This is a genomic window from Nocardia sp. NPDC057455 (assembly GCF_042802775.1).
Classification (GTDB): Bacteria; Actinomycetota; Actinomycetes; order Mycobacteriales; family Mycobacteriaceae; genus Nocardia.
In genome coordinates this window covers 14,322-32,244 of sequence record NZ_JBHVDM010000081.1, presented here as the reverse complement: position 1 = coordinate 32,244, position 17,923 = coordinate 14,322, and the positions used below count along the sequence as shown (strand labels likewise).

The window sequence follows — 17,923 nt, the reverse complement described above, 5'->3', positions numbered from 1 at the left end:
GCCGGGCGCCGCCGGGTCGCATGCCGCGACGGCTCAGCGGCTGAGACGCTGGAAGCGCCGGACCGCGAGCGGCAGGAAGACCGCGGTGATGAGCAGCGGCCACACCACGGCCATCGCCAACGAGTGCTGCTCCACCCAGGAATCCCCGCTGCCGACCGGCGTACCGAACAGCTCGCGGGTCGCCGCCACGGTGGAGGAGATCGGGTTCCACGCGGCGACGAAGCCCAGCCAGTCCGGCATCAACTGGGGCGCGACGAAAATACTGGAGATCATGGTGAGCGGGAAAGCGACCGCGAACAGCCCGCCCGCGGCCTCCGGATTCGGTACCAGCAAGCCGAGCCAGACGCCCACCCAGATCAGCGCGAACCGCAACAACAGCAGCAGACCGAAGGCCGCCAGGCCACGCAGGACACCGCCTTCGGGTCGCCACCCGATGACCAGCGCGGTCAGCATCAAAATGGCCAATTCGGCGCAGGCCACGATCAGATCGGTCACACCGCGCCCGGACACCACCGCCGAGGAGGCCATCGGCATGGAGCGGAAGCGGTCGATCACGCCGTTGGTGGCGTCGTAGACGACGACCGTCGCGGTGTTGACGAAACCGAACGCCATCGTCATGGCGAACATGCCCGGCATCAGGAAGCTGCGGTAGTCACCGCCGCCGGGCACACTCATCGCGCTGCCGAACACATAGCCGTACAGCAATACCGACAGGATCGGGAAGCCGAGCTGCCAGGCGATGTTGACCGGCTGACGCTGGTAGTGGGTCAGGCCGCGGCGCACCACATTCCAGCAGTCGGCGATCGCCCAGTACGCGCGGGAACGCCGACGGCTCGAGTCGTGATTCACGGTGCTCATCGGGCCGCCTCCTCGGTGATCGTGCGATGGCCGGTCAACTGCAGGAAAACGTCATCGAGGCTGGGCCTGCGCAGGCCGATGTCCTGCACGTCCACGCCTTCGTCCTGAAGCGTGCGCGCGACCTCGGTGAGCGCCGCGACGCGCTCGGTGACCGCCGCGGACACCCGTCGTTCCACATCGTCGACATCCGGTTCGCCGTCGCATACCCGGGCCACCACTTTCGCGACTGCGGGCAGGTCGGCGACATCCGCCGCCACGACCTCGATGCGGTCGCCGCCCACGGCACTCTTCAACCCCTCGGGGGTGTCGTCGGCGATGGCGCGGCCATGATCGACGACGGTGATCCGAGCGGCGAGTTTGTCCGCCTCCTCCAGATACTGGGTCGTCAGCAGCACCGTGGTGCCGTCGGCGACCAGAGCGCGCACCGATTCCCAGACTTCACCGCGACTGCGCGGGTCGAGCCCGGTGGTGGGCTCGTCGAGGAACAGCACGTCCGGCGCGAGGATCATCGAGGCCGCCAGATCGAGCCTGCGGCGCATGCCGCCGCTGTACTTGCCGACGCCGCGGTCGCCTGCCTCGGTCAGGTCGAAGCGCTCCAGCAATTCGGTGGCCCGTTGCCGGGCGCGCTTGCCGCCGAGATGGAACAACCTGCCGAACATCTCCAGGTTCTGCCGACCGGTGAGCACTTCGTCGACGGCCGCGTACTGGCCGGTCAGCCCGATGCGGGCACGCACCGCGCGCGGATCGCGCGCGACGTCCAGACCGGCGACTTCGGCGCGACCGCCGTCCAGCCGGATCAGGGTCGACAGAATGCGCACCGCGGTGGTCTTACCCGCGCCGTTGGGCCCGAGCAGCCCGTGCACCGCGCCGCGACGCACGGTCAGATCGAACCCGTCCAGGGCCCGCTTGTCCCCATATCTCTTCTCCAGCCCCTCGGCCAGGACCGCGAATTCGTTCACTACTCCCCTTCCCCGTCGCGCACCCGTGAAACTGGGTACGATGTACTCGAATTAGGGTACAACGTACCCAGTTCTCTGCCAAGCGGATAAGCTGGCGGGTGTGACCGGCACGGAGACCAGCGGCAGTGGCGACATCGCCCGCACCCTCGACCTGCTCTGGGGTGCCGGCCCCCGGCCGAGCCGCGGGCCGAAACCCGGCCTGTCACTGGATCGGATCGTCGACGCGGCGATCGCGATCGCCGACAGCGAGGGCCTGGCCGCGGTGACCATGCGCCGCGTGGCGACCGAACTCGGCACCGGCACCATGTCGCTGTACCGGTACCTGCCGGGCAAGGCCGAGCTATTGGATTTGATGCTCGACCGGGTACAACGCCCCGGCGAGGAGGTGGGCGATCGTCTCGGCGGCTGGCGGGGCGCGCTGGAAACCCTCGCCTACGAGTCGCTGGCCATGTACCGGCGGCACCCGTGGCTGATCGGCGTGAACCCTTCGCGGCCGGTGCTGGGGCCCGGTGCGGTCGAGGGCATGGAACGAGTACTGGGTGCGATCCGCCCGATGAGGTTGCCGGATCGCGAACTCGTCTCGGTGGTGATCATGGTCTCCGGCTACGTGCTCGGCGCGGCCCGCACGCAACTGTACGAGCAGGAGGCCGAACGCGTATCGGGCATGACCGACGCGGAATTCTGGCAGGCCCAGGTGCCCACGCTGGAACAGGCCATGGCCACCGGCCGCTACCCAGTCATGGCCGCGCTCTCGGACGACGCGTTCGGCCCGGATTTCGACCACTTCGGTTTCGGGTTACAGCGCATCCTCGACGGCCTGGAACACTATGTGGCCCATCGCGACAACGCTACGCGACCCGCACCGTGAGGCTTTCGCGCCCGGCCGTCAGCGCCACGTGCGCGACCGCGGCGTCCAGCCCCCGCTTCGGCAACGGCGCACCGTCGAACATGGTGATCTCGACGGCGTCCTCGGTGAGTTCCCAGGTGCCCGCGATACGTCCGCCCACGACGACGATCGGTGAGATCCAGCCCGCCGTACGGCTCACCTTCGCACGATGGGCGGCAGGCAGCGCGACGGTGTCACCGGTGCCCGGCCCCAGCACGTACTGATCGAAGGCGCCGAGCAGGTGCACCGACGCGCTCGGCGCGGCGGCGGCCAGCGCGTCGACCTGATCGGTCGGCAGGAAGCCACGGCGGCCCTCCACCTCGACTTCGGTGAGCAGCGCACCCAATTCGGCGAACCAGCGCCGCACCGTGGTCTTACGCAGACTGTTGCGGCTGAGCCAAGCGTCGAAGGTCTCCGGCGTGGCGGGGCCGTAGGCGCCGAGATAGCCGAGGATCGCGGCGGGTGCCGCGGCATCCGGCTCGGGCAGGCCGGGCCAATCGCGCACCAACTGCGCGGGACGGGTGAACGTCACCTTGGTGCCCCGCGACGGACCGTGGCAGAGCACCCCCTGCCAGGCCAGAGGTTTGAGCAGCGCGCCCCAGCCGGAGCGCAATTCCTCGCCGAGCCGATGGAAACCGGGCTCGGATTCCAGGGCCTCGACCAGTTCCTCGCGGGTGAGCACCGCGCCGTCGAGTACCTCGGCGACCGCCTCGGCCAGCGCCGCCACCTCCGCGGGCGAGGCGCCGAAATTCTTCTGCCAGGAGGGCTTCTCCCAGGTGCGCGCGGAGCCGATCAGCGCGAGGCAGGCGGCGGCCAGGTCCGGAGTGAGCGCGTGCAGGGTGCCGCGCATGGCCCAGGTCTTCATCAACGTGCCGTCCTCGAGCGCGCGAACCAGCCCACCCGATTCCGGTTTCGTGCTGCGCAGCGCGACCGCCAGTTCCGCCGCGGAGGTGACCTGGGCCTGCACCCCACACAAACGCCCGGCGACGGCTACCGCACCCTCGTCCGCACGGGACCGGACATACTGACGATCCAGCCGCCAAGCGAAGACCTGATCCCAGGTGGTCCGCACGTGTGCTCCTTCTCCCGCTCAGCTCAGCAGCGCGCCGACACCGGCCACCGTCGCGGCCGCGAGCGCCGACCCGGTCACCGTCACGGCGATCACGCCGAGCAGAGCGGTGCGGGTGGTGGCCCGGCGGATCGCGCCGACCGGGTCGGCCAGCCGCTCGGCACGGGCCAGTACCGCCGTACCCGCCGCGGCCAGCGCACCCGCGGGCGGGGGCTCGGCGATGCCGACGATCGCCAGCAGCCCGCCCAGCAGCGGAAGCGAACCGTGCTCGTCGGCGGCCTTGTCGTCGGCGCACATCTCCAGCAGCCGGGCGATCTCGGCCGCGCCGACGGTGAACAATCGCAGACCGGGCAGCGTGGTGGCCACCGCCCGCAACACCGCCGACAACGCCGCGTGCCTGCCGGACAGGTGCGCGCGCTCATGCGCGAGCACCGCGGCGAGCTGGTCGTCGTCCAGCACGTCCAGCGCGGCGGTGGTGACCACGATGGTGTCGGGCCGTCCCGGCACGCAATACACCTGCCGCTCCGGCGAATCGAGCAGGACCGCCCCGAGACCCGGCACCGGCCTGCCGACCAGGCGGACGGCCCGCGCGTGGACGCTGGTGCGCCTGCGCATGTCCACCACGACACCGACCGCACGCGCGACGAGCGCCACCGTGCCCGTGGCCACCAGCGCCGCCACGGCGAACGTGGCCGCCCGGGTGGCCGCGGCGCCGTGCACGTGCATGGGCGTCCACAGGAACGACACGCAGGAGCGCAGCGCGTCCTTCGGATGTCCCCAGTAGGTGGCGAACTCGATGGTCACCACCGTCGCCGCAATCCCCCATGCGCTCAGCGCACCGACGATCGCGACCACCCAGGCGATCACGCCCAGCCGCGGCGCGATGCCACGATGGGTCAGACCGCGCAGCACGGGCGGACCGAAAGTCGCCACGACGCTGCCGTACAGCGTCAGAGCAATGGCCAGGTTCACGGCACTTCTGGTGACTTGCGCGCCGCGAGTCTGCGCAGCGCGGCACGCAGCCCGGCAGACTCCTCGGCGCTGATCCGATCGACGAAATGACTGAGCACCAGATCGGAGCGTCCGCCCGAACCCAGCGCTTCCAGCATGAGCCGGGCGCTGTGCTCCTCCCTGGTGAGCGTCGGCCAATATCGATAGGCCTTACCGGCGCGTTCGCGTGCCAGCCAGCCCTTGCGATGCAGGTTGTCCATGGTCGACATCACCGTCGTATACGCGATCTCGCGCTGAGCCGACAGTTCGTCGAAGATCTCACGCACCGTTGTGTCCTCTGCGTCCTGATCCCAGATGCGGTCCATGATCACCGCCTCCAGATCCCCGAATCCACGCACCGTACCGACTCCCTCATCCGCGCTGTGCCCCGTCGTGGGAACAGGGTACCGGTTACGGCCTGTTACTACGGAGGCAACCAGTAGATCCACCCGCGCCGACCAGGGCTGTCGGATGCCTTGCGTGCCGCGGACGCTGCCCTCACACCAGCTCCCCGGGCGTCTGATCGAGCACGGCGAGGTAGCTGTCGAGCGACTTATGCGAACATATGTTCGTGTCCGATGCGTCCGTCCCCCGATCCGGCAGGCCCCGGATACTCGCGCGGCCGGAGGCGTCGATCCTGCATGCCGACCTCGACTCGTTCTATGCCTCGGTCGAGCAGCGTGACGACCCGCGGCTGCGCGGCAAACCGGTGATCGTCGGCGGCGGTGTGGTCTTGGCAGCGAGCTATGAAGCGAAGGCGTTCGGGGTGCGGACCCCGATGAACGGCGGGCAGGCGCGCCGGTTGTGCCCGCACGCGATCGTGGTGCCGCCGCGAATGTCCGCATACGCCGAGGCGAGCAAGGCCGTCTTCGAGATCTTCCGCGACACCACGCCCGTAGTGGAGGGCATCTCCATCGACGAGGCGTTTCTCGACGTCGGCGGGCTGCGCCGGATCGCGGGCGAGCCGGTCGCCATCGCGACGCGGCTGCGCGCGCAGGTCCGCGACCGGGTCGGCTTGCCCATCTCGGTGGGCATCGCCCGCACCAAATTCCTCGCCAAGGTGGCCGGCGCCGTCGCCAAGCCCGACGGATTGCGGCTGGTCCCGCCGGACGGCGAACTGGAGTTCCTGCATCCACTGCCGGTGGAGAGACTCTGGGGCGTCGGCGACGTCACCGCGCGGACGTTGCACGAGCACGGCATCACCCGGGTCGGTCAGCTGGCCGAGCTCGGCGAGCCCCCGCTGCGGGCGATACTCGGTCCCGCCGCGGCCCGCCATCTCTACGCCCTGTCCTGGGCGCGTGACCCGCGCCGTGTCGAGACCGGAAGGCGGCGGCGCTCGATCGGCGCTCAGCGCGCCCTCGGCCGCGGGCACCGTCCGCCGGACGAGATCGAGGCCTACCTGCACGGTCTCACCGATCGGCTCGGCAGACGACTGCGCGCCGCCGACCGAGTGTGCCGAACGGTGGTGCTGCGGCTGCGTTTCGACGATTTCACCCGGGCCACCCGCTCGCACACCCTCGCCGAGGCCACCGACCACACCGAGACGATCCTGTTCGCGGCCCGCGCTCTGCTCACCGGCGCGATGCCGCTCATCCGAGAACGCGGCCTCACCCTGATCGGCCTGGCACTGACCAACCTCGACGACGCCGACACCGTCCAGCTCTCGCTGCCGTTCGAGGCCCGCGACACCGACACCCTCGACGCGACCCTCGACGATTTGCGCGAGCGCTTCGGCTCCGCCGCCGTCACCCGCGCCGCTCTCCTCAACCGGGGCGAGGGCGTCTCGGTACCCCTCCTCCCCGACTGAGCCTGCTTCGCCGACAGCGCTTCTGTGTCCGCGTGGTCGGCCCAGCGGCCGCGAAGCCATTCAAAACGATCGTTTCGGCCGCTTGTCCATCAACCGCAGGATCAGCGGCGTGAAGATCAGCTGCATGGCCAGCTCCATCTTGCCGCCGGGCACCACGATGCAGTTCGACCGCGACATGAACGAGTCGTGCAGCATCGACAGCAGATAGGGGAAGTCGATCACCTTCGGGTCGGCGAACCGGATCACCACGAAACTCTCATCGGCCGTCGGAATGCTGCGCGCGATGAACGGATTGGACGTGTCCACCGTCGGCACGCGCTGGAAGTTGACGTAGGTGCGGGAGAATTGCGGGCAGATGTAGGTGACGTAGTCCGGCATCCGCCGCAGGATCGTGTCGATCACGGCCTCGCTGGAGTAGCCGCGCTCGGTCTTGTCCCGGATCACCTTCTGAATCCACTCCAGATTGATGATCGGCACGACGCCGACCAGCAGATCGGTGTGCCGGGCCACATCGACGGTGGAGGTGACCGCCGCGCCGTGCAAGCCCTCGTAGAACAGCAGGTCGCTGCCCGGGGTCAATTCCTCCCACGGCGTGAAGGTGCCCGGCGGCTGACCGTAGGGCTTTGCCTCGGCCTCGTCGTGCAGGTATCGGCGCACGGTCCCGACGCCGGTCTCGCCGTAGTCGCGGAACAGCGTCTCCAATTCCTTCAGCAGGTTGGCTTCCTCACCGAAATGCGAGAATCGCAGATTGCGGGTCTGCTCGGCCTCGACCAAGGCCAGTTTCATCTCGTTGCGGTCGTACCGGTGGAACGCGTCGCCCTCGACGACGGCCGCGTTGATCCCTTCGCGGCGGAAGATCTCCTGGAATGTCCGTGTGACGCTGGAGGTCCCCGCACCGGAGGATCCGGTGATCGCGACGACCGGATGCTTGACCGACATGGTTCTCCTCTTCAGCGCTCGGCCGGACGAAACAGCGACCGCCTGCCGAACAGCGAACTGTCGAAGCTGGGTCCCTCGTCGGGTGCACGGTGATAGCGCTCGATGCGCTCCACTTCGTTGCGGGAGCCGAAGATCAGCGGCACCCGCTGGTGGACGTCGCCGGGCAGCACTTCCAGCACCCGCTCGCTGCCGGTGGTCGCCGCGCCGCCGGCCTGTTCGACGATGAACGCGATGGGATTGGCGCCGTAGAGCAACGCCACCCGTCCCGGACGCGCGGGCGGGCGGGTGTCGCGCGGATACAGGTACACCCCGCCACGCGTGAGGATGTGGAAGGTGTCGGCGACCAGCGATGCCACCCAGCGCATGTTGAAATCCCGCTCGCGCGGCCCGTCCACGCCGTCCAGGCACTCGTGCACGTAGCGGCGCACCGGTCGCTCCCAGAAGCGCTCGTTGGCCGCGTTGATCGCGAAACCGGAAGTGTTCTCGGGAATACGCATCCGCGGGTGGGTGAGCACGAACGCGCCGATCGCCCGGTCCAAGGTGAACCCGTCCACCCCGCTGCCGGTGGTCAGCACCAGCATGGTCGCGGGGCCGTACAGGGTGAATCCCGCGCACACCTGCTCGACGCCGGGTTGCAGGAAGTCCTCCGCGACCGGACCGTCTCCCGAACCCGTGTCCCGCACGGGTGCGCGCAGCACGCTGAAGAGCGTGCCCACCGGGAGGTTCACGTCGATGTTCGACGAACCGTCCAGGGGATCGAACGCCAACAAATATTTCCCCCGCCGATGCGTGGCGGGCACCGGATGGATATCGCTGAGCTGTTCGGACAGCAGCGCCGAAAGGTGCCCGGTCCACTGGGTTTCGGCGACCATGATGTCGTTGGCGATCGCGTCCAGTTCGCGGTGCACCGCCGGCGGCAGGTGGTCCGGCTCCGAGGCGCCGAGTGATCCGATGATCGCGCCGCGGGTTACCTGATTGGCAACGATCTTCGTCGCGGTCGCGATCACGTTCACCAGAGCGGAGAACTCACCGGACGATCCGGGATGCCGATGCTCCTGCTCGATGGTGTAGCGGGTGAGGGTCTTCAGTCCTTCTGGCATAGCGCCTCGATCTCGTCACCGGGGGGCTCGCGCGGTCGGCCCGGGGTCGGTGAACACGCTGCTGCCGTAGACATCCTCGTCGGTCAGCGTGATCAAATCGGTTTTGGTCAGCGGTCTGCGCAGCTCGACGAGCCGCTTGGCCTGCCGCAACCGGCAGCGGTCCAGCGCATTGCGTACGCTGCGCGCGTTGGAGAAACGCGGACGAGTCATCCGGCGTTCCAGGTACTCCCCGAAAGCGCCGCGCGCCGCGTCGTCGAAGTGAAAGTTCTCCGCCGCCACCATGAGTTCGGCGATGCCCAGCAGCTCCGCATGGGTGTAGTCGGCGAACTCCAAATGGTGAGCCACCCGCGAGGACAGGCCGGGATTGGCGGAGAAGAAGCGGTCCATCCGGTCCGGGTATCCCGCGAAGATCACCACCAGGCTGGCGCGCTCGTTCTCCATCTCCTGCAACAGGATCTCGATCACCTCCTGCCCGTAGTCGCGTTCGTTCTCCGGCCGGAACAGGTAGTAGGCCTCGTCGATGAACAGCACTCCGCCTGCCGCCTTGGCCAGCGCCTCCTTCGTCTTGGGGGCGGTGTGCCCGATGAACTGGCCCACCAGATCGTCACGAGTGACGGTGTGCACCTTGGGTTTGCGGATGTAGCCGAGGGCGTGCAGCATCTGCGCCATCCGCAGCGCCACCGTCGTCTTGCCCGTGCCAGGGCCGCCGGTGAAGCTCATGTGCATGGTCGGCCGCGAGGAGGTCAGCCCGAAGCGCTGCCGCGCGCGGTCGATCAGCAGCAGCGCCGCGATCTCGCGCACCCGCCGCTTCACCGGCGCCAGGCCGATCAGTTCCGCGTCCAGCCTGCGCAGTGTCTCCTCGACGTCGTGCCCCGCGGTATCGGTCGACAGATCCAGCACCGCGTCCTCGCCCAGGATCTCCGGGGTCTCCGGTTCGGCGGGCGCCGTCCGCACCGCGCCGGGGACGTCGGTCCCCGGCCGGTGCAGACGGAATCCAGCGCCGTTGCGCTCAGCCGCCATACCGCTCTCCCGGGCGGACGGTCGTCGCGTACGAGTGCAGGCCGTAGGTCTGCCGACGGTCCGGGCCCTCGGTGCGGGTCAACACGAAGCCTGGCTCGTCCGGCGGCCGCTGCACCAGGAAACTCAGTGCGGTCGTCTGCCTGGTGTAGCGGGCGTCATAGGCCAGCACCCGCACGTAGTGGCGTGGGAAAGTGGCCCGGCAGGCGTTGATCTCGGCCAGCACGCCGTCGGGCTCGTCCAGGTCGAACAGCGGCAGGCCCCACATCTCCCAGTAGGCGTTGCGCGGATGCGGATCGTCGGTGTATTCGATGGATACCGGCCAGCTGTTGAGCAGCGCATAGCGCACCTGGGCGGCGATCTGCTCGTCGGTCAGCGGCGGCAGGTAGCAGAACGTTCCGTGCCGTAGATACATCGGCTTGTCCTTCCAGATGGTCAGCGGCTGGCCGTCGGCACGGCGTCCGGCGCGTCGGTGGAGGTGTAATCGAAGGTGACATCACCCCAGGTAGCGAGTGCGACGTCGAGCGGACGGCAGATCTCGGCCGTCTTGCGCAGCACCTCGGGCCCCTCCTTCAACAGGTCACGGCCCTCGTTACGGGCCTGTACGACCGCCTCCAGCGCGACCCGGTTCGCCTCCGCTCCCGCGGCGATGCCGAGCGGATGGCCGATCGTGCCGCCGCCGAACTGCAACACCACGTCGTCACCGAACAGGTCGAGCAACTGATGCATCTGCCCGGCGTGGATACCGCCGGAGGCCACCGGCATCACACCGGGCAAGCTCGCCCAGTGCTGGTCGAAGAAGATCCCGTTGGCCGGTTCGGTCCGGATCTGATTCTCGCGCAGGGTGTCGTAGAACCCCTTGGTCGTCGCGGGATCGCCCTCCAGCTTGCCCACCACGGTGCCCGCGTGCAGATGATCGACGCCGATCAGCCTGCACCACTTGGCCAGCACCCGGAAGCTGACACCGTGCGTCTTCTGCCGGGTGTAGGTGGAGTGCCCGGCGCGATGCAGGTGCAGCAGCACCCCGTTGCGGCGCGCCCAGTGCGACATCGACTGCATCGCGGTGAATCCGACAGTGAGGTCCATCATGATGACGACGCTGCCGAGTTCCTTGGCGAACTCCGCGCGTTCGTACATCTGCTCCATCGACGCCGCGGTCACATTGAGGTAGTGGCCTTTGATCTCGCCGGTCTCGGCCATCGCGCGGTTGACGCCCTCCATCGCGAACAGATACCGGTCGCGCCAGCGCATGAACGGCTGCGAGTTGATGTTCTCGTCGTCTTTGGTGAAATCCAGCCCGCCTTTGCACGCCTCGTAGATCACCCGCCCGTAATTGCGCGCGGATAGCCCGAGTTTCGGTTTCACCGTCGCACCGAGCAGCGGCCTGCCGTATTTGTTGAGATATTCGCGTTCCATCACCGTGCCGTGCGGCGGCCCCTGGAAGGTCTTCACGTATGCCACCGGGATGCGCATGTCCTCCAGCCGCAGCGCCAGCAGCGGCTTGAATCCGAACACGTTGCCGATGATGGAGGAGGTCAGATTGGTGATCGATCCCTCCTCGAACAGGTCGAGATCGTAGGCGATATAGGCGAAGTACTCCCCCGGCCGCCCGGGGACCTCGTCGATGCGGTAACACTTCGCCTGATAGCGCGAGTGCGCGGTCAGCCGGTCGGTCCACACCACCGTCCAAGTGGCAGTGGAGGATTCACCCGCCACCGCGGCGGCCGCCTCGATCGGATCGACGCCGCGCTGGGGGGTCACCCGGAACACGGCGAGCACGTCGGTCTCCGTCGGCTGATAGTCGGGCGCGTAATACCCCATCGATGCATAGGATTGGACACCCGGATCCCAGCGGTCGCGTTCGATTTCTTCGGCCATCGTTCCTCCTGCTGTGCCACTGCGGGACACCCGCACCCGGGCGAACGGGCGTGCCTTGGGATTTCCAGGATGACGGGCCGGATACCGACAAACAATTTGATTGTTTCTCGCGATACTCAACGTATTCCTCGAGTTTGTTACCTTCTTTCGATGGGTATGGTGAGCGCGGGTCGGATGGAAACCTTCCTGGCCGTCGCCCGCCACGGCGGCATTCGCCGCGCCGCGGCGCAACTGCACATCACCGAAGCCGCCGTCTCCGCGGCCGTCGCCCACATCGAGAAACAGCTGGGAGCCAAGCTCATCGCGAAGTCCGGCCGCGGCATCACGCTCACCGAGGCCGGCCGCGTCTACGCCGAATACTGCCGCGGCATCCTCGGGCTGATGAAGGAGGCGCAGGCCGCCGTACGCCGCGCCGAGACCGGGCGCCTGCGGATCGGCGTGGTCGCCACCGCGGGTGAATACATCCTGTTGCGGCCGCTCGCGTCGTTCCGCCGCCGGTTTCCCGACATCGAACTGAGCCTGTCGGTGCATCCGCGCGACGCGCTGTTCCTCGAATTGCAGCACCACGAAACAGATCTCGTCATCGCCGGCCGCCCACCGCGCGATACCGGGCTGGTGGTGCGCGCCCGGCGGCCGAGCAGCCTGGTCGTGGTCGGCCTGCCGGAACTCGATCCGCTGCACACCACCTGGCTGCTGCGCGGGCGCGGCTCCGGCACCCGCGAGGCCACTCTCGGCCTGCTCGACCAGCTCCGGATCGAACCGGCCACGCTGACGCTGGGTTCGCACGGCGCCGTTCTGGCCGCCGCGCGAGAAGGTTTGGGCGTCACGCTGATCCACAGCGACGCGATCTCCCAGGATCTGGAGAACGGCGTGCTGCGCGTCCTGCCGGTCGAGGGCACCCCGCTGGACCGCCCGTGGCACGCCATCACCACCCGCACCCCGACACCGACCACCCGGCTGTTCCTGACCCATCTGCTCGACCCGGCCGAGGTCGGCTCCGACGCCTTCAACACGGGTTGATCCCTCCCCGGGGCGAGACCGCCTGGTGCGGAGAATCGCCGGCCGGATGTGACAGACTACTCCCAGGACCGGAGGGGACGTACCGTCCGACGTGTCGGACACCGCGCGCTGGGTCGCGGCCTATCGAGCACGCGAGACGACGCGCCGGTGAAGTTCGAGCCGCCCAACGGCGTCCGCTTCTTCGAAGACCTCGGCTGGCAGCCGATCGAGCTGGAGAGCCTGCTGCCGCACGCCCGCAGGTTCCGCCGAGCCCCCTGGTACCTCCGCCCGTTCACCTACCTGCCCCAGCCCGACCCCCGCAAGCCCATGCGCAACCCTTGGTCGGGCATCATCCGCTTCTGCCACACCTGAGCGAGGTCCGCCGGTCGGCCATGCGGCCCGCCGTTACAGCTGGCCGTGCTGGGAGTCGAAGGTCAAGACCCGGCCGCCGAGCTGGATCTGGGCGCCGGGTGCGAGGACCAGCGGCCGACCGGGGACGGCGCGGACCCAGTCCTGGCGTCCGGGGTGACGGATATGCGTGCCGTTGGTGGAACCGCCGTCCACGACCGTGACGTCCCAGTCGACGAGGCGGATCTCCGCGTGGGCTCGCGACATCCCGCCCGAGCTGTCCTCCAGCCGTATCGGGCGCGCGCCCCGCGCGACCGCGTCCGAATACTCCGGTTCGCGACCGAGAACGCAGTCGTTGTCCAAGACGAAGGATGTGCCGTCGTCGAGTAGCAGCACACCCAGCGGTGGGCGCACCCCTTCACTGAGCACGCAGGTGAGCTGATCCATCCGGATGCCGCACACCGCGCAGAACGACACCCGCGGGTCGTTGTGATGGCGCCGGGCGCACTGGAAGCCGTGCACGATCACCCGATGCCCCAGCGTATTCGAGCCGGTGGAGCCGAGCGCGTCCGCGACGACCTCGGAGGAGGGCACCATCGTCTCGGCGAGATTCGCGTCGTTGGCGATCGCGTACTCCCGATCGGTGCGCTGGGCGGGCCGCGCCGGGCCCTGGTCGGGGCCCGGCGGTATCGGCTGCGCGACCGGGGGTGCCGAGCCTTCGGGTGGCGCGGCCCGCCGCGCCGCTGCCTGGAGATCGAATTCCGTTGCCGCGTCGCCCGATTCCTCGCCTTTGCGCAAGCCCGGCGCCCGCCGCGGCGGCGCTCCGGACGCCTGCTCGAACTCCGGCTGCGTCGCGGGACGATGCGGTTGCCGCGCGGCTTTCGGGCCCACCGCAGAGTGCTGCCCCGCGACCGGCGGCTCCGGGACGACGTGCGGTTCGGCCGCTGCTCGCGCTCCGGGGTGCTGCGGCAACGCCGGCCGCCGGGGTGCGGGGCCGGGCTCGGGCCCCGAGGCAGCCCCGGGCTCGGCCGGGGGTGGCTGGTGGGCCGATTCGGATCGCCGCACGGACTCGGCGACGCCGTGGTTCTGCGGTTCGCCGTCGATCGCGCCGGGCAGTGCACTCGACCACCGCACCACGCCCGACCCCGGTGCGGTCCCCTCGTGCAACGCGAAGATCCCGCGCTCCGGCAGCGACACCGCGGTCCCACCCGCCTCGTCCACGAACAATCCCGCGCCGCCACCCGGCGCGGGTGTCACCATGCGGTCGACGGTGAATCCGGCGTCCCGGCCGCGCAACACCTCCGTGTGGCCGGAACCGGCGAGAACCGCGGTGACCCCGCCGTGCAGGAACACCGCGAGACCGTCGTCCACCGGCGTGATCACCCCGAATTCGACTTCTTCCTCTTCGCCGTTGGACAGGCCCATCAGCCAGGTCGTCACCAGCCGCGCCACCGCGCGCCCGCTGCGGCTACGGTCGCGCGCGACGGCTGAACGCACGATGTCCAGCAGCGCCGTCATCGTCCGGGCCGCCACCGTGGCCGCCGTGACGGCACTGTCGCCCCGGTGCGCCACGACCACGACCACATCACTCGCACTCGCCACCAGGTGAGCGCCGGGCAGCACTTCGATCTGCGCGCTCACAGGAACCGGCCGCCTTGGAATCGCCACCGGTGGAACACCACCCGCATCGGGCCGTTCACGATGAGCCAGAAAACAATCCACGTGAGGACGAATTGGATACCGAACGCCGCGGGCGACGGACGCAGCTGCTCGGGCAACACCACCGTGGTGTGGCGCACGAGAACCCACATCAGCGCCCCCTCGTTGACGATGGTGATCAGACCGAACAGCGTCGGCCAGTCCTTCTCCCAGCGGAACTGCTGCAGGAAATGGTAAAGCAGCTCCCAGAGCACACCGACCAGAACGGTAGCCAGCAGAACCGACAGCGTCACCCGGTAAGCCTGACCGAGGCTCGACGATCCGGTCGGCAGAAAGGGGGTGATGATCAGCGCGACGACGAAGCCGATCACGCTCAGCGCGAGAAGGCGGGTCTGAATTCGCCCGTTCAGAGTAGGAAGCATGTGTTCAGATCTTCTCGTTCGTAACCCACAGCCACCATTGCCGCGTCGAGCGCAGCGGACCCATCCTGCGGCAGAACCCGACCGCCGCCAGATCGTCGGCGATCTCCTGCGCGGCGATCTGCAGCCCGAGGAAGGTGTCCACGCCGGCGAACGGCCCGCCCAGCGTCGCACTGCCGGAGGCGTACATCCGTCCGCCGCCGCTGCGGGTGCCGATCAGCTCGAATGAAGTGTCCACGTCGAGCCGGCCCAGCGGATTACGCCCGGCACCGGCGTGGTCGAGCAGATCGGCCAGCAAACGGTGCTCGCGGATGTCGGCTTCCAGCCCCGTGCAGTCGACGATGTAGTCGACGGTCGTGTCGAACGGTTGCGTCGGCGGCGGAAAAGGCAGCGGTGCACTGGTGTCCGGAAGAATCGTCGCGACCACGCCTTGGCGTCCCCCGGCAGGGCGCGGAGCCCGCATCGTGCCCGCCATCACCTGATACCACCCCTGCCTGCGACCCCGGCGCAGCTGTTCCTGCCAGTTGTCCCGGATCGGGGTGTTGGTGCCGGAGATCTCCTTGTACGCCCGCGCGCGTTCCTCGCCTTGCAAGTGGCGCACTTTCTGCTTCAACTGACCGCCCCACACCGATTTCGGATAGTTGAAACCCTGGTATGCCCATCCGTCGCCACCCTTGCGCCGGCTGAAGATGTTCTTGCCGTGCGGGCCGGCGACATACGTGCGGAACAGGTGCAGGATCCGGGTGTCGAGCCGGTACTTGTCCCGGTCATCGATGAGCCGTTGCAGGACGCGGCTGGCCACGATCCCACTGCCACGGATCAGCACGGTGCCCGGCCGCCGCTGTAGCGCCTGGTACACGTGCTCGTGCGGCTCGTAGGCGTTGACCACCCGCGTCGGGTCGCGATGGGTTTCGCGATACTCCTGCAGATCGGGCAGCAGTTTCAGGCCCGGATATCCCACGGCCACATGGACATACGTGCTGCGGAAGGCGATCCGCTTGGTCGGCGCCGAACCCGCGGGCGGGGTGAGGATGGTGAAGTACCCGCCGCCGTGGCGCTTGCGCACCATGCGTACGTGGCCGCGGTGCAGGGAGCGGGCGTAGCCGATGCGATGGAACTCCCGCTCCATGGCGGCGAACGCCTGGCCCGCGCGCGGGGTGTAGTAGTTGGCGAAGACGGGTTCGACCAAAACGTTCCACAGCGGCTTGATCGATCGGTCCGCGATGGCCTCCCGCACCGCGTACGAGGGGAAGCCCCAGATGTTGTCCGGCATCGAGGCCGAGTCGCTGCGCAGGCGTTCGCCGCGCGGAATCTGCGAGACCCTGGTCAGGTACTCGTAGGAGGCCCAGGGGTGCTCCTGCGGACCGAGCACCGCCATCGCCTCGGCGGGCACGCCGAAGATCCGGAGCGTGTCGTAGGTGACGAACGATCCGATTCCGCTGCCGATGGTCACGAAGGGCACGTCGATCACCGGAATCCCGGCGCTGCCGAGCATTTCATCGGTCCACACGTCGGTGTCGACGAGGGCCTGCGTGATATCTCCCCGCATTGGCCGGACTCTACCGGCAGTTTCTTATCAGCTGCTTGCCATCGGCTTTCGGGGAACGACCCCGCTGCTGACGCGCGGTGCACGACGCGCGCGCCACCATCTGCGCCGAACCTGCCACGCGGTCCGCCCTTGCGGACGTACCATCCGTTCGTGGCCGATTCCCCTCGTTCCACCCCACTGCGGGTTCTCGTATACAGCAACGACGCCGACACCCGGCGCCAGGTGATCCAGGCCCTGGGCAAGCGTCCCAGCCCGGAATTACCGGAGTTCGAGTACCTCGAGGTCGCCACCGGTCCCGTGGTGATCGCGCAGATGGATGCCGGCGGCATAGACCTGGCCGTTCTCGACGGCGAGGCGAGCCCGACCGGCGGGCTCGGCATCGCCAAGCAATTGAAGGACGAAGTGGACGCGTGCCCGCCGCTTCTGGTGCTGACCGGACGTCCGGATGACGCATGGCTGGCGAGCTGGTCTCGCGCGGAGGCCGCGGTGGCGCATCCCATCGATCCGCTTCGGCTCACCGAGGCTGTCGTCGCGCTGCTGCGCAGCCGTCCCGCGGCCTGATCCCGAGCATCCCACATTCGCTATTCATAGCGATCATGAATTAGTTACGGCGGAACTTCACCCCGCTTCGACGCGGCGCAGACCCCAGCTCGACCTTCCCCGGCCGACTTCCCGGACACGACGCATCTGTCGCCGTTCCCGACTCTGATCCCGCTCGGGACCACATTTGCCGTCGCAGAACCCGACAGCACGCGGCGGCCAACTGACCGTTCACCCAACGTCGCGAGCGCCCGCACGGATTACCACCGTTTCGGTCATAAATGCTTGTACTGAATTCGATCAAACGGCGGCATCAAACCCGCTGCGGAGCGCGCGTTCAGTTGTAGGCTGTGCCCTACCTCACATGGAACCGGATCGACGAATGACCGGTTCCGGGTGGAGCCGAGGGGCGAGTCCGGCCGAGGCGGACAACGACGTCAGCCCGCCTCGGACGCTGTTGTCAGCTGCAGCTCGCAAGAGGGGAAGTGCAGTCGTGAATATCGAGATGCCGACACTCGTACTCGGGGCGATCGCGGCGGCGTTCGCGCTGTTCTCCATCGTCCTATCGGCCCTGATCGGCCCGAAACGGCGCAATCGGGCGAAGCTGGAACCCTACGAATGCGGTATCGAACCCACCCCGCACGCCGTGGCCGGTGGGCCGGGAAGCGTGACGGGACAACGCTTTCCGGTGAAGTACTACCTCACCGCGATGCTGTTCATCATCTTCGACATCGAGATCGTGTTCCTCTACCCGTGGGCAGTCCACTTCGATGCGCTCGGTCTCTTCGGTCTCGCCGCGATGGCGTTGTTCATCGTCAACGTCTCGGTGGCCTACGCCTACGAGTGGAAGCGCGGCGGTCTCAACTGGGACTGAATGCCGCGCAGCCGAATTCGTAGCCGACGAGT

19 protein-coding genes are annotated in these 17,923 nt (G+C 68.4%); 6 read left to right on the top strand and 13 right to left on the bottom strand.

Annotated features, from left to right (window positions below):
* Nucleotides 1-33 precede the first annotated feature (33 nt).
* Together ACFU5M_RS26380 and ACFU5M_RS26375 are read right to left on the bottom strand one after the other, a co-directional pair.
* The gene (locus ACFU5M_RS26380) at nt 34-858 is read right to left on the bottom strand and encodes an ABC transporter permease (RefSeq protein ID WP_379053480.1); all 825 of its coding nucleotides are present in this window, start codon (nt 856-858) and stop codon (nt 34-36) included.
* Nucleotides 855-1,817 carry an ATP-binding cassette domain-containing protein gene (locus ACFU5M_RS26375; protein WP_379053479.1) on the bottom strand — a complete coding sequence of 321 codons (963 nt, stop codon included), beginning with the start codon at nt 1,815-1,817 and terminating at the stop codon, nt 855-857. Before ACFU5M_RS26375 ends, ACFU5M_RS26380 begins: the two co-directional genes overlap by 4 nt.
* Nucleotides 1,818-1,917: 100 nt before the next feature.
* On the opposite strand from ACFU5M_RS26375, the gene ACFU5M_RS26370 reads away from it, so the two are divergent.
* Entirely contained in the window at nt 1,918-2,685 is a 768-nt protein-coding gene (locus tag ACFU5M_RS26370; protein ID WP_379053477.1) for a TetR/AcrR family transcriptional regulator, read from the top strand.
* On the opposite strand, the gene ACFU5M_RS26365 is transcribed toward ACFU5M_RS26370, so the two are convergent.
* The 3 genes from ACFU5M_RS26365 to ACFU5M_RS26355 are packed head-to-tail and all read right to left on the bottom strand — an operon-like array spanning nt 2,666 to nt 5,121.
* Nucleotides 2,666-3,775, bottom strand: coding sequence for a DNA glycosylase AlkZ-like family protein (locus ACFU5M_RS26365; RefSeq protein WP_379053476.1), 1,110 nt, complete (start codon nt 3,773-3,775; stop codon nt 2,666-2,668). The two genes, ACFU5M_RS26370 and ACFU5M_RS26365, sit on opposite strands and share 20 nt — an antisense overlap.
* Before the next feature lie 18 nt (nt 3,776-3,793).
* Nucleotides 3,794-4,744, bottom strand: a complete 951-nt coding sequence (locus tag ACFU5M_RS26360) for a M56 family metallopeptidase (RefSeq protein ID WP_379053475.1) — start codon at nt 4,742-4,744, stop codon at nt 3,794-3,796.
* Nucleotides 4,741-5,121 (bottom strand): BlaI/MecI/CopY family transcriptional regulator, encoded by a 381-nt coding sequence (locus ACFU5M_RS26355; protein WP_379053473.1) that lies wholly within the window; start codon nt 5,119-5,121, stop codon nt 4,741-4,743. The genes ACFU5M_RS26360 and ACFU5M_RS26355 overlap by 4 nt, the downstream gene beginning before the upstream one ends.
* Before the next feature lie 206 nt (nt 5,122-5,327).
* On the opposite strand from ACFU5M_RS26355, the gene dinB reads away from it, so the two are divergent.
* Nucleotides 5,328-6,569, top strand: a complete 1,242-nt coding sequence (dinB, locus tag ACFU5M_RS26350; protein WP_379053471.1) for a DNA polymerase IV — start codon at nt 5,328-5,330, stop codon at nt 6,567-6,569.
* Between the two features lie 60 nt (nt 6,570-6,629).
* Here the strand turns inward: dinB and ACFU5M_RS26345 are convergent, their stop codons facing one another.
* The 5 genes from ACFU5M_RS26345 to ACFU5M_RS26325 are packed head-to-tail and all read right to left on the bottom strand — an operon-like array spanning nt 6,630 to nt 11,503.
* Nucleotides 6,630-7,508 (bottom strand): phosphoribulokinase, encoded by an 879-nt coding sequence (locus tag ACFU5M_RS26345; protein WP_379053469.1) that lies wholly within the window; start codon nt 7,506-7,508, stop codon nt 6,630-6,632.
* A gap of 11 nt (nt 7,509-7,519) precedes the next feature.
* A complete protein-coding gene (locus ACFU5M_RS26340) occupies nt 7,520-8,608 on the bottom strand; it encodes a class 1 fructose-bisphosphatase (protein ID WP_379053468.1) in 1,089 nt (362 codons plus the stop codon).
* Between the two features lie 15 nt (nt 8,609-8,623).
* Nucleotides 8,624-9,628 carry an AAA family ATPase gene (locus ACFU5M_RS26335; RefSeq protein ID WP_379053466.1) on the bottom strand — a complete coding sequence of 335 codons (1,005 nt, stop codon included), beginning with the start codon at nt 9,626-9,628 and terminating at the stop codon, nt 8,624-8,626.
* On the bottom strand, nt 9,618-10,040 hold the full coding sequence (locus ACFU5M_RS26330) for a ribulose bisphosphate carboxylase small subunit (protein ID WP_379053465.1): 423 nt from the start codon (nt 10,038-10,040) through the stop codon (nt 9,618-9,620). The genes ACFU5M_RS26335 and ACFU5M_RS26330 overlap by 11 nt, the downstream gene beginning before the upstream one ends.
* 20 nt (nt 10,041-10,060) lie before the next feature.
* Entirely contained in the window at nt 10,061-11,503 is a 1,443-nt protein-coding gene (locus tag ACFU5M_RS26325) for a form I ribulose bisphosphate carboxylase large subunit (protein WP_379053463.1), read from the bottom strand.
* Nucleotides 11,504-11,653: 150 nt separating this feature from the next.
* Between ACFU5M_RS26325 and ACFU5M_RS26320 the strand changes: the two genes are divergently transcribed.
* Nucleotides 11,654-12,523 carry a LysR family transcriptional regulator gene (locus tag ACFU5M_RS26320; RefSeq protein WP_379053461.1) on the top strand — a complete coding sequence of 290 codons (870 nt, stop codon included), beginning with the start codon at nt 11,654-11,656 and terminating at the stop codon, nt 12,521-12,523.
* A 147-nt stretch (nt 12,524-12,670) separates the two neighbouring features.
* Nucleotides 12,671-12,874 carry a hypothetical protein gene (locus ACFU5M_RS26315; RefSeq protein WP_379053460.1) on the top strand — a complete coding sequence of 68 codons (204 nt, stop codon included), beginning with the start codon at nt 12,671-12,673 and terminating at the stop codon, nt 12,872-12,874.
* A gap of 33 nt (nt 12,875-12,907) precedes the next feature.
* On the opposite strand, the gene ACFU5M_RS26310 is transcribed toward ACFU5M_RS26315, so the two are convergent.
* Genes ACFU5M_RS26310 through ACFU5M_RS26300 form a run of 3 tightly spaced genes read right to left on the bottom strand, consistent with a single transcriptional unit; the run spans nt 12,908 to nt 16,477 of the window.
* Nucleotides 12,908-14,491 (bottom strand): FHA domain-containing protein, encoded by a 1,584-nt coding sequence (locus tag ACFU5M_RS26310; protein ID WP_379053458.1) that lies wholly within the window; start codon nt 14,489-14,491, stop codon nt 12,908-12,910.
* Nucleotides 14,488-14,931: a hypothetical protein gene (locus ACFU5M_RS26305; RefSeq protein WP_379053457.1), complete on the bottom strand. Its 444-nt coding sequence runs from the start codon at nt 14,929-14,931 to the stop codon at nt 14,488-14,490. The genes ACFU5M_RS26310 and ACFU5M_RS26305 overlap by 4 nt, the downstream gene beginning before the upstream one ends.
* Before the next feature lie 4 nt (nt 14,932-14,935).
* Complete coding sequence (locus tag ACFU5M_RS26300; protein ID WP_379053455.1) at nt 14,936-16,477, bottom strand: hypothetical protein; 1,542 nt, start codon at nt 16,475-16,477, stop codon at nt 14,936-14,938.
* Nucleotides 16,478-16,627: 150 nt separating this feature from the next.
* Between ACFU5M_RS26300 and ACFU5M_RS26295 the strand changes: the two genes are divergently transcribed.
* Nucleotides 16,628-17,038, top strand: coding sequence for a hypothetical protein (locus tag ACFU5M_RS26295; protein ID WP_379053454.1), 411 nt, complete (start codon nt 16,628-16,630; stop codon nt 17,036-17,038).
* A 472-nt stretch (nt 17,039-17,510) separates the two neighbouring features.
* Nucleotides 17,511-17,891 carry an NADH-quinone oxidoreductase subunit A gene (locus ACFU5M_RS26290; protein WP_379053453.1) on the top strand — a complete coding sequence of 127 codons (381 nt, stop codon included), beginning with the start codon at nt 17,511-17,513 and terminating at the stop codon, nt 17,889-17,891.
* The last annotated feature ends 32 nt before the right edge of the window (nt 17,892-17,923 follow it).

What these genes read in the sequence shown, in the direction of transcription:
- ACFU5M_RS26380 (WP_379053480.1), bottom strand. Translation starts at nt 858, where the DNA reads ATGAGCACCGTGAATCACGACTCGAGCCGTCGGCGTTCCCGCGCGTAC.
- dinB (WP_379053471.1), top strand. Translation starts at nt 5,328, where the DNA reads ATGTTCGTGTCCGATGCGTCCGTCCCCCGATCCGGCAGGCCCCGGATA.
- ACFU5M_RS26345 (WP_379053469.1), bottom strand. Translation starts at nt 7,508, where the DNA reads ATGTCGGTCAAGCATCCGGTCGTCGCGATCACCGGATCCTCCGGTGCG.
- ACFU5M_RS26340 (WP_379053468.1), bottom strand. Translation starts at nt 8,608, where the DNA reads ATGCCAGAAGGACTGAAGACCCTCACCCGCTACACCATCGAGCAGGAG.
- ACFU5M_RS26335 (WP_379053466.1), bottom strand. Translation starts at nt 9,628, where the DNA reads ATGGCGGCTGAGCGCAACGGCGCTGGATTCCGTCTGCACCGGCCGGGG.
- ACFU5M_RS26330 (WP_379053465.1), bottom strand. Translation starts at nt 10,040, where the DNA reads ATGTATCTACGGCACGGAACGTTCTGCTACCTGCCGCCGCTGACCGAC.
- ACFU5M_RS26325 (WP_379053463.1), bottom strand. Translation starts at nt 11,503, where the DNA reads ATGGCCGAAGAAATCGAACGCGACCGCTGGGATCCGGGTGTCCAATCC.
- ACFU5M_RS26320 (WP_379053461.1), top strand. Translation starts at nt 11,654, where the DNA reads ATGGGTATGGTGAGCGCGGGTCGGATGGAAACCTTCCTGGCCGTCGCC.
- ACFU5M_RS26305 (WP_379053457.1), bottom strand. Translation starts at nt 14,931, where the DNA reads ATGCTTCCTACTCTGAACGGGCGAATTCAGACCCGCCTTCTCGCGCTG.
- ACFU5M_RS26300 (WP_379053455.1), bottom strand. Translation starts at nt 16,477, where the DNA reads ATGCGGGGAGATATCACGCAGGCCCTCGTCGACACCGACGTGTGGACC.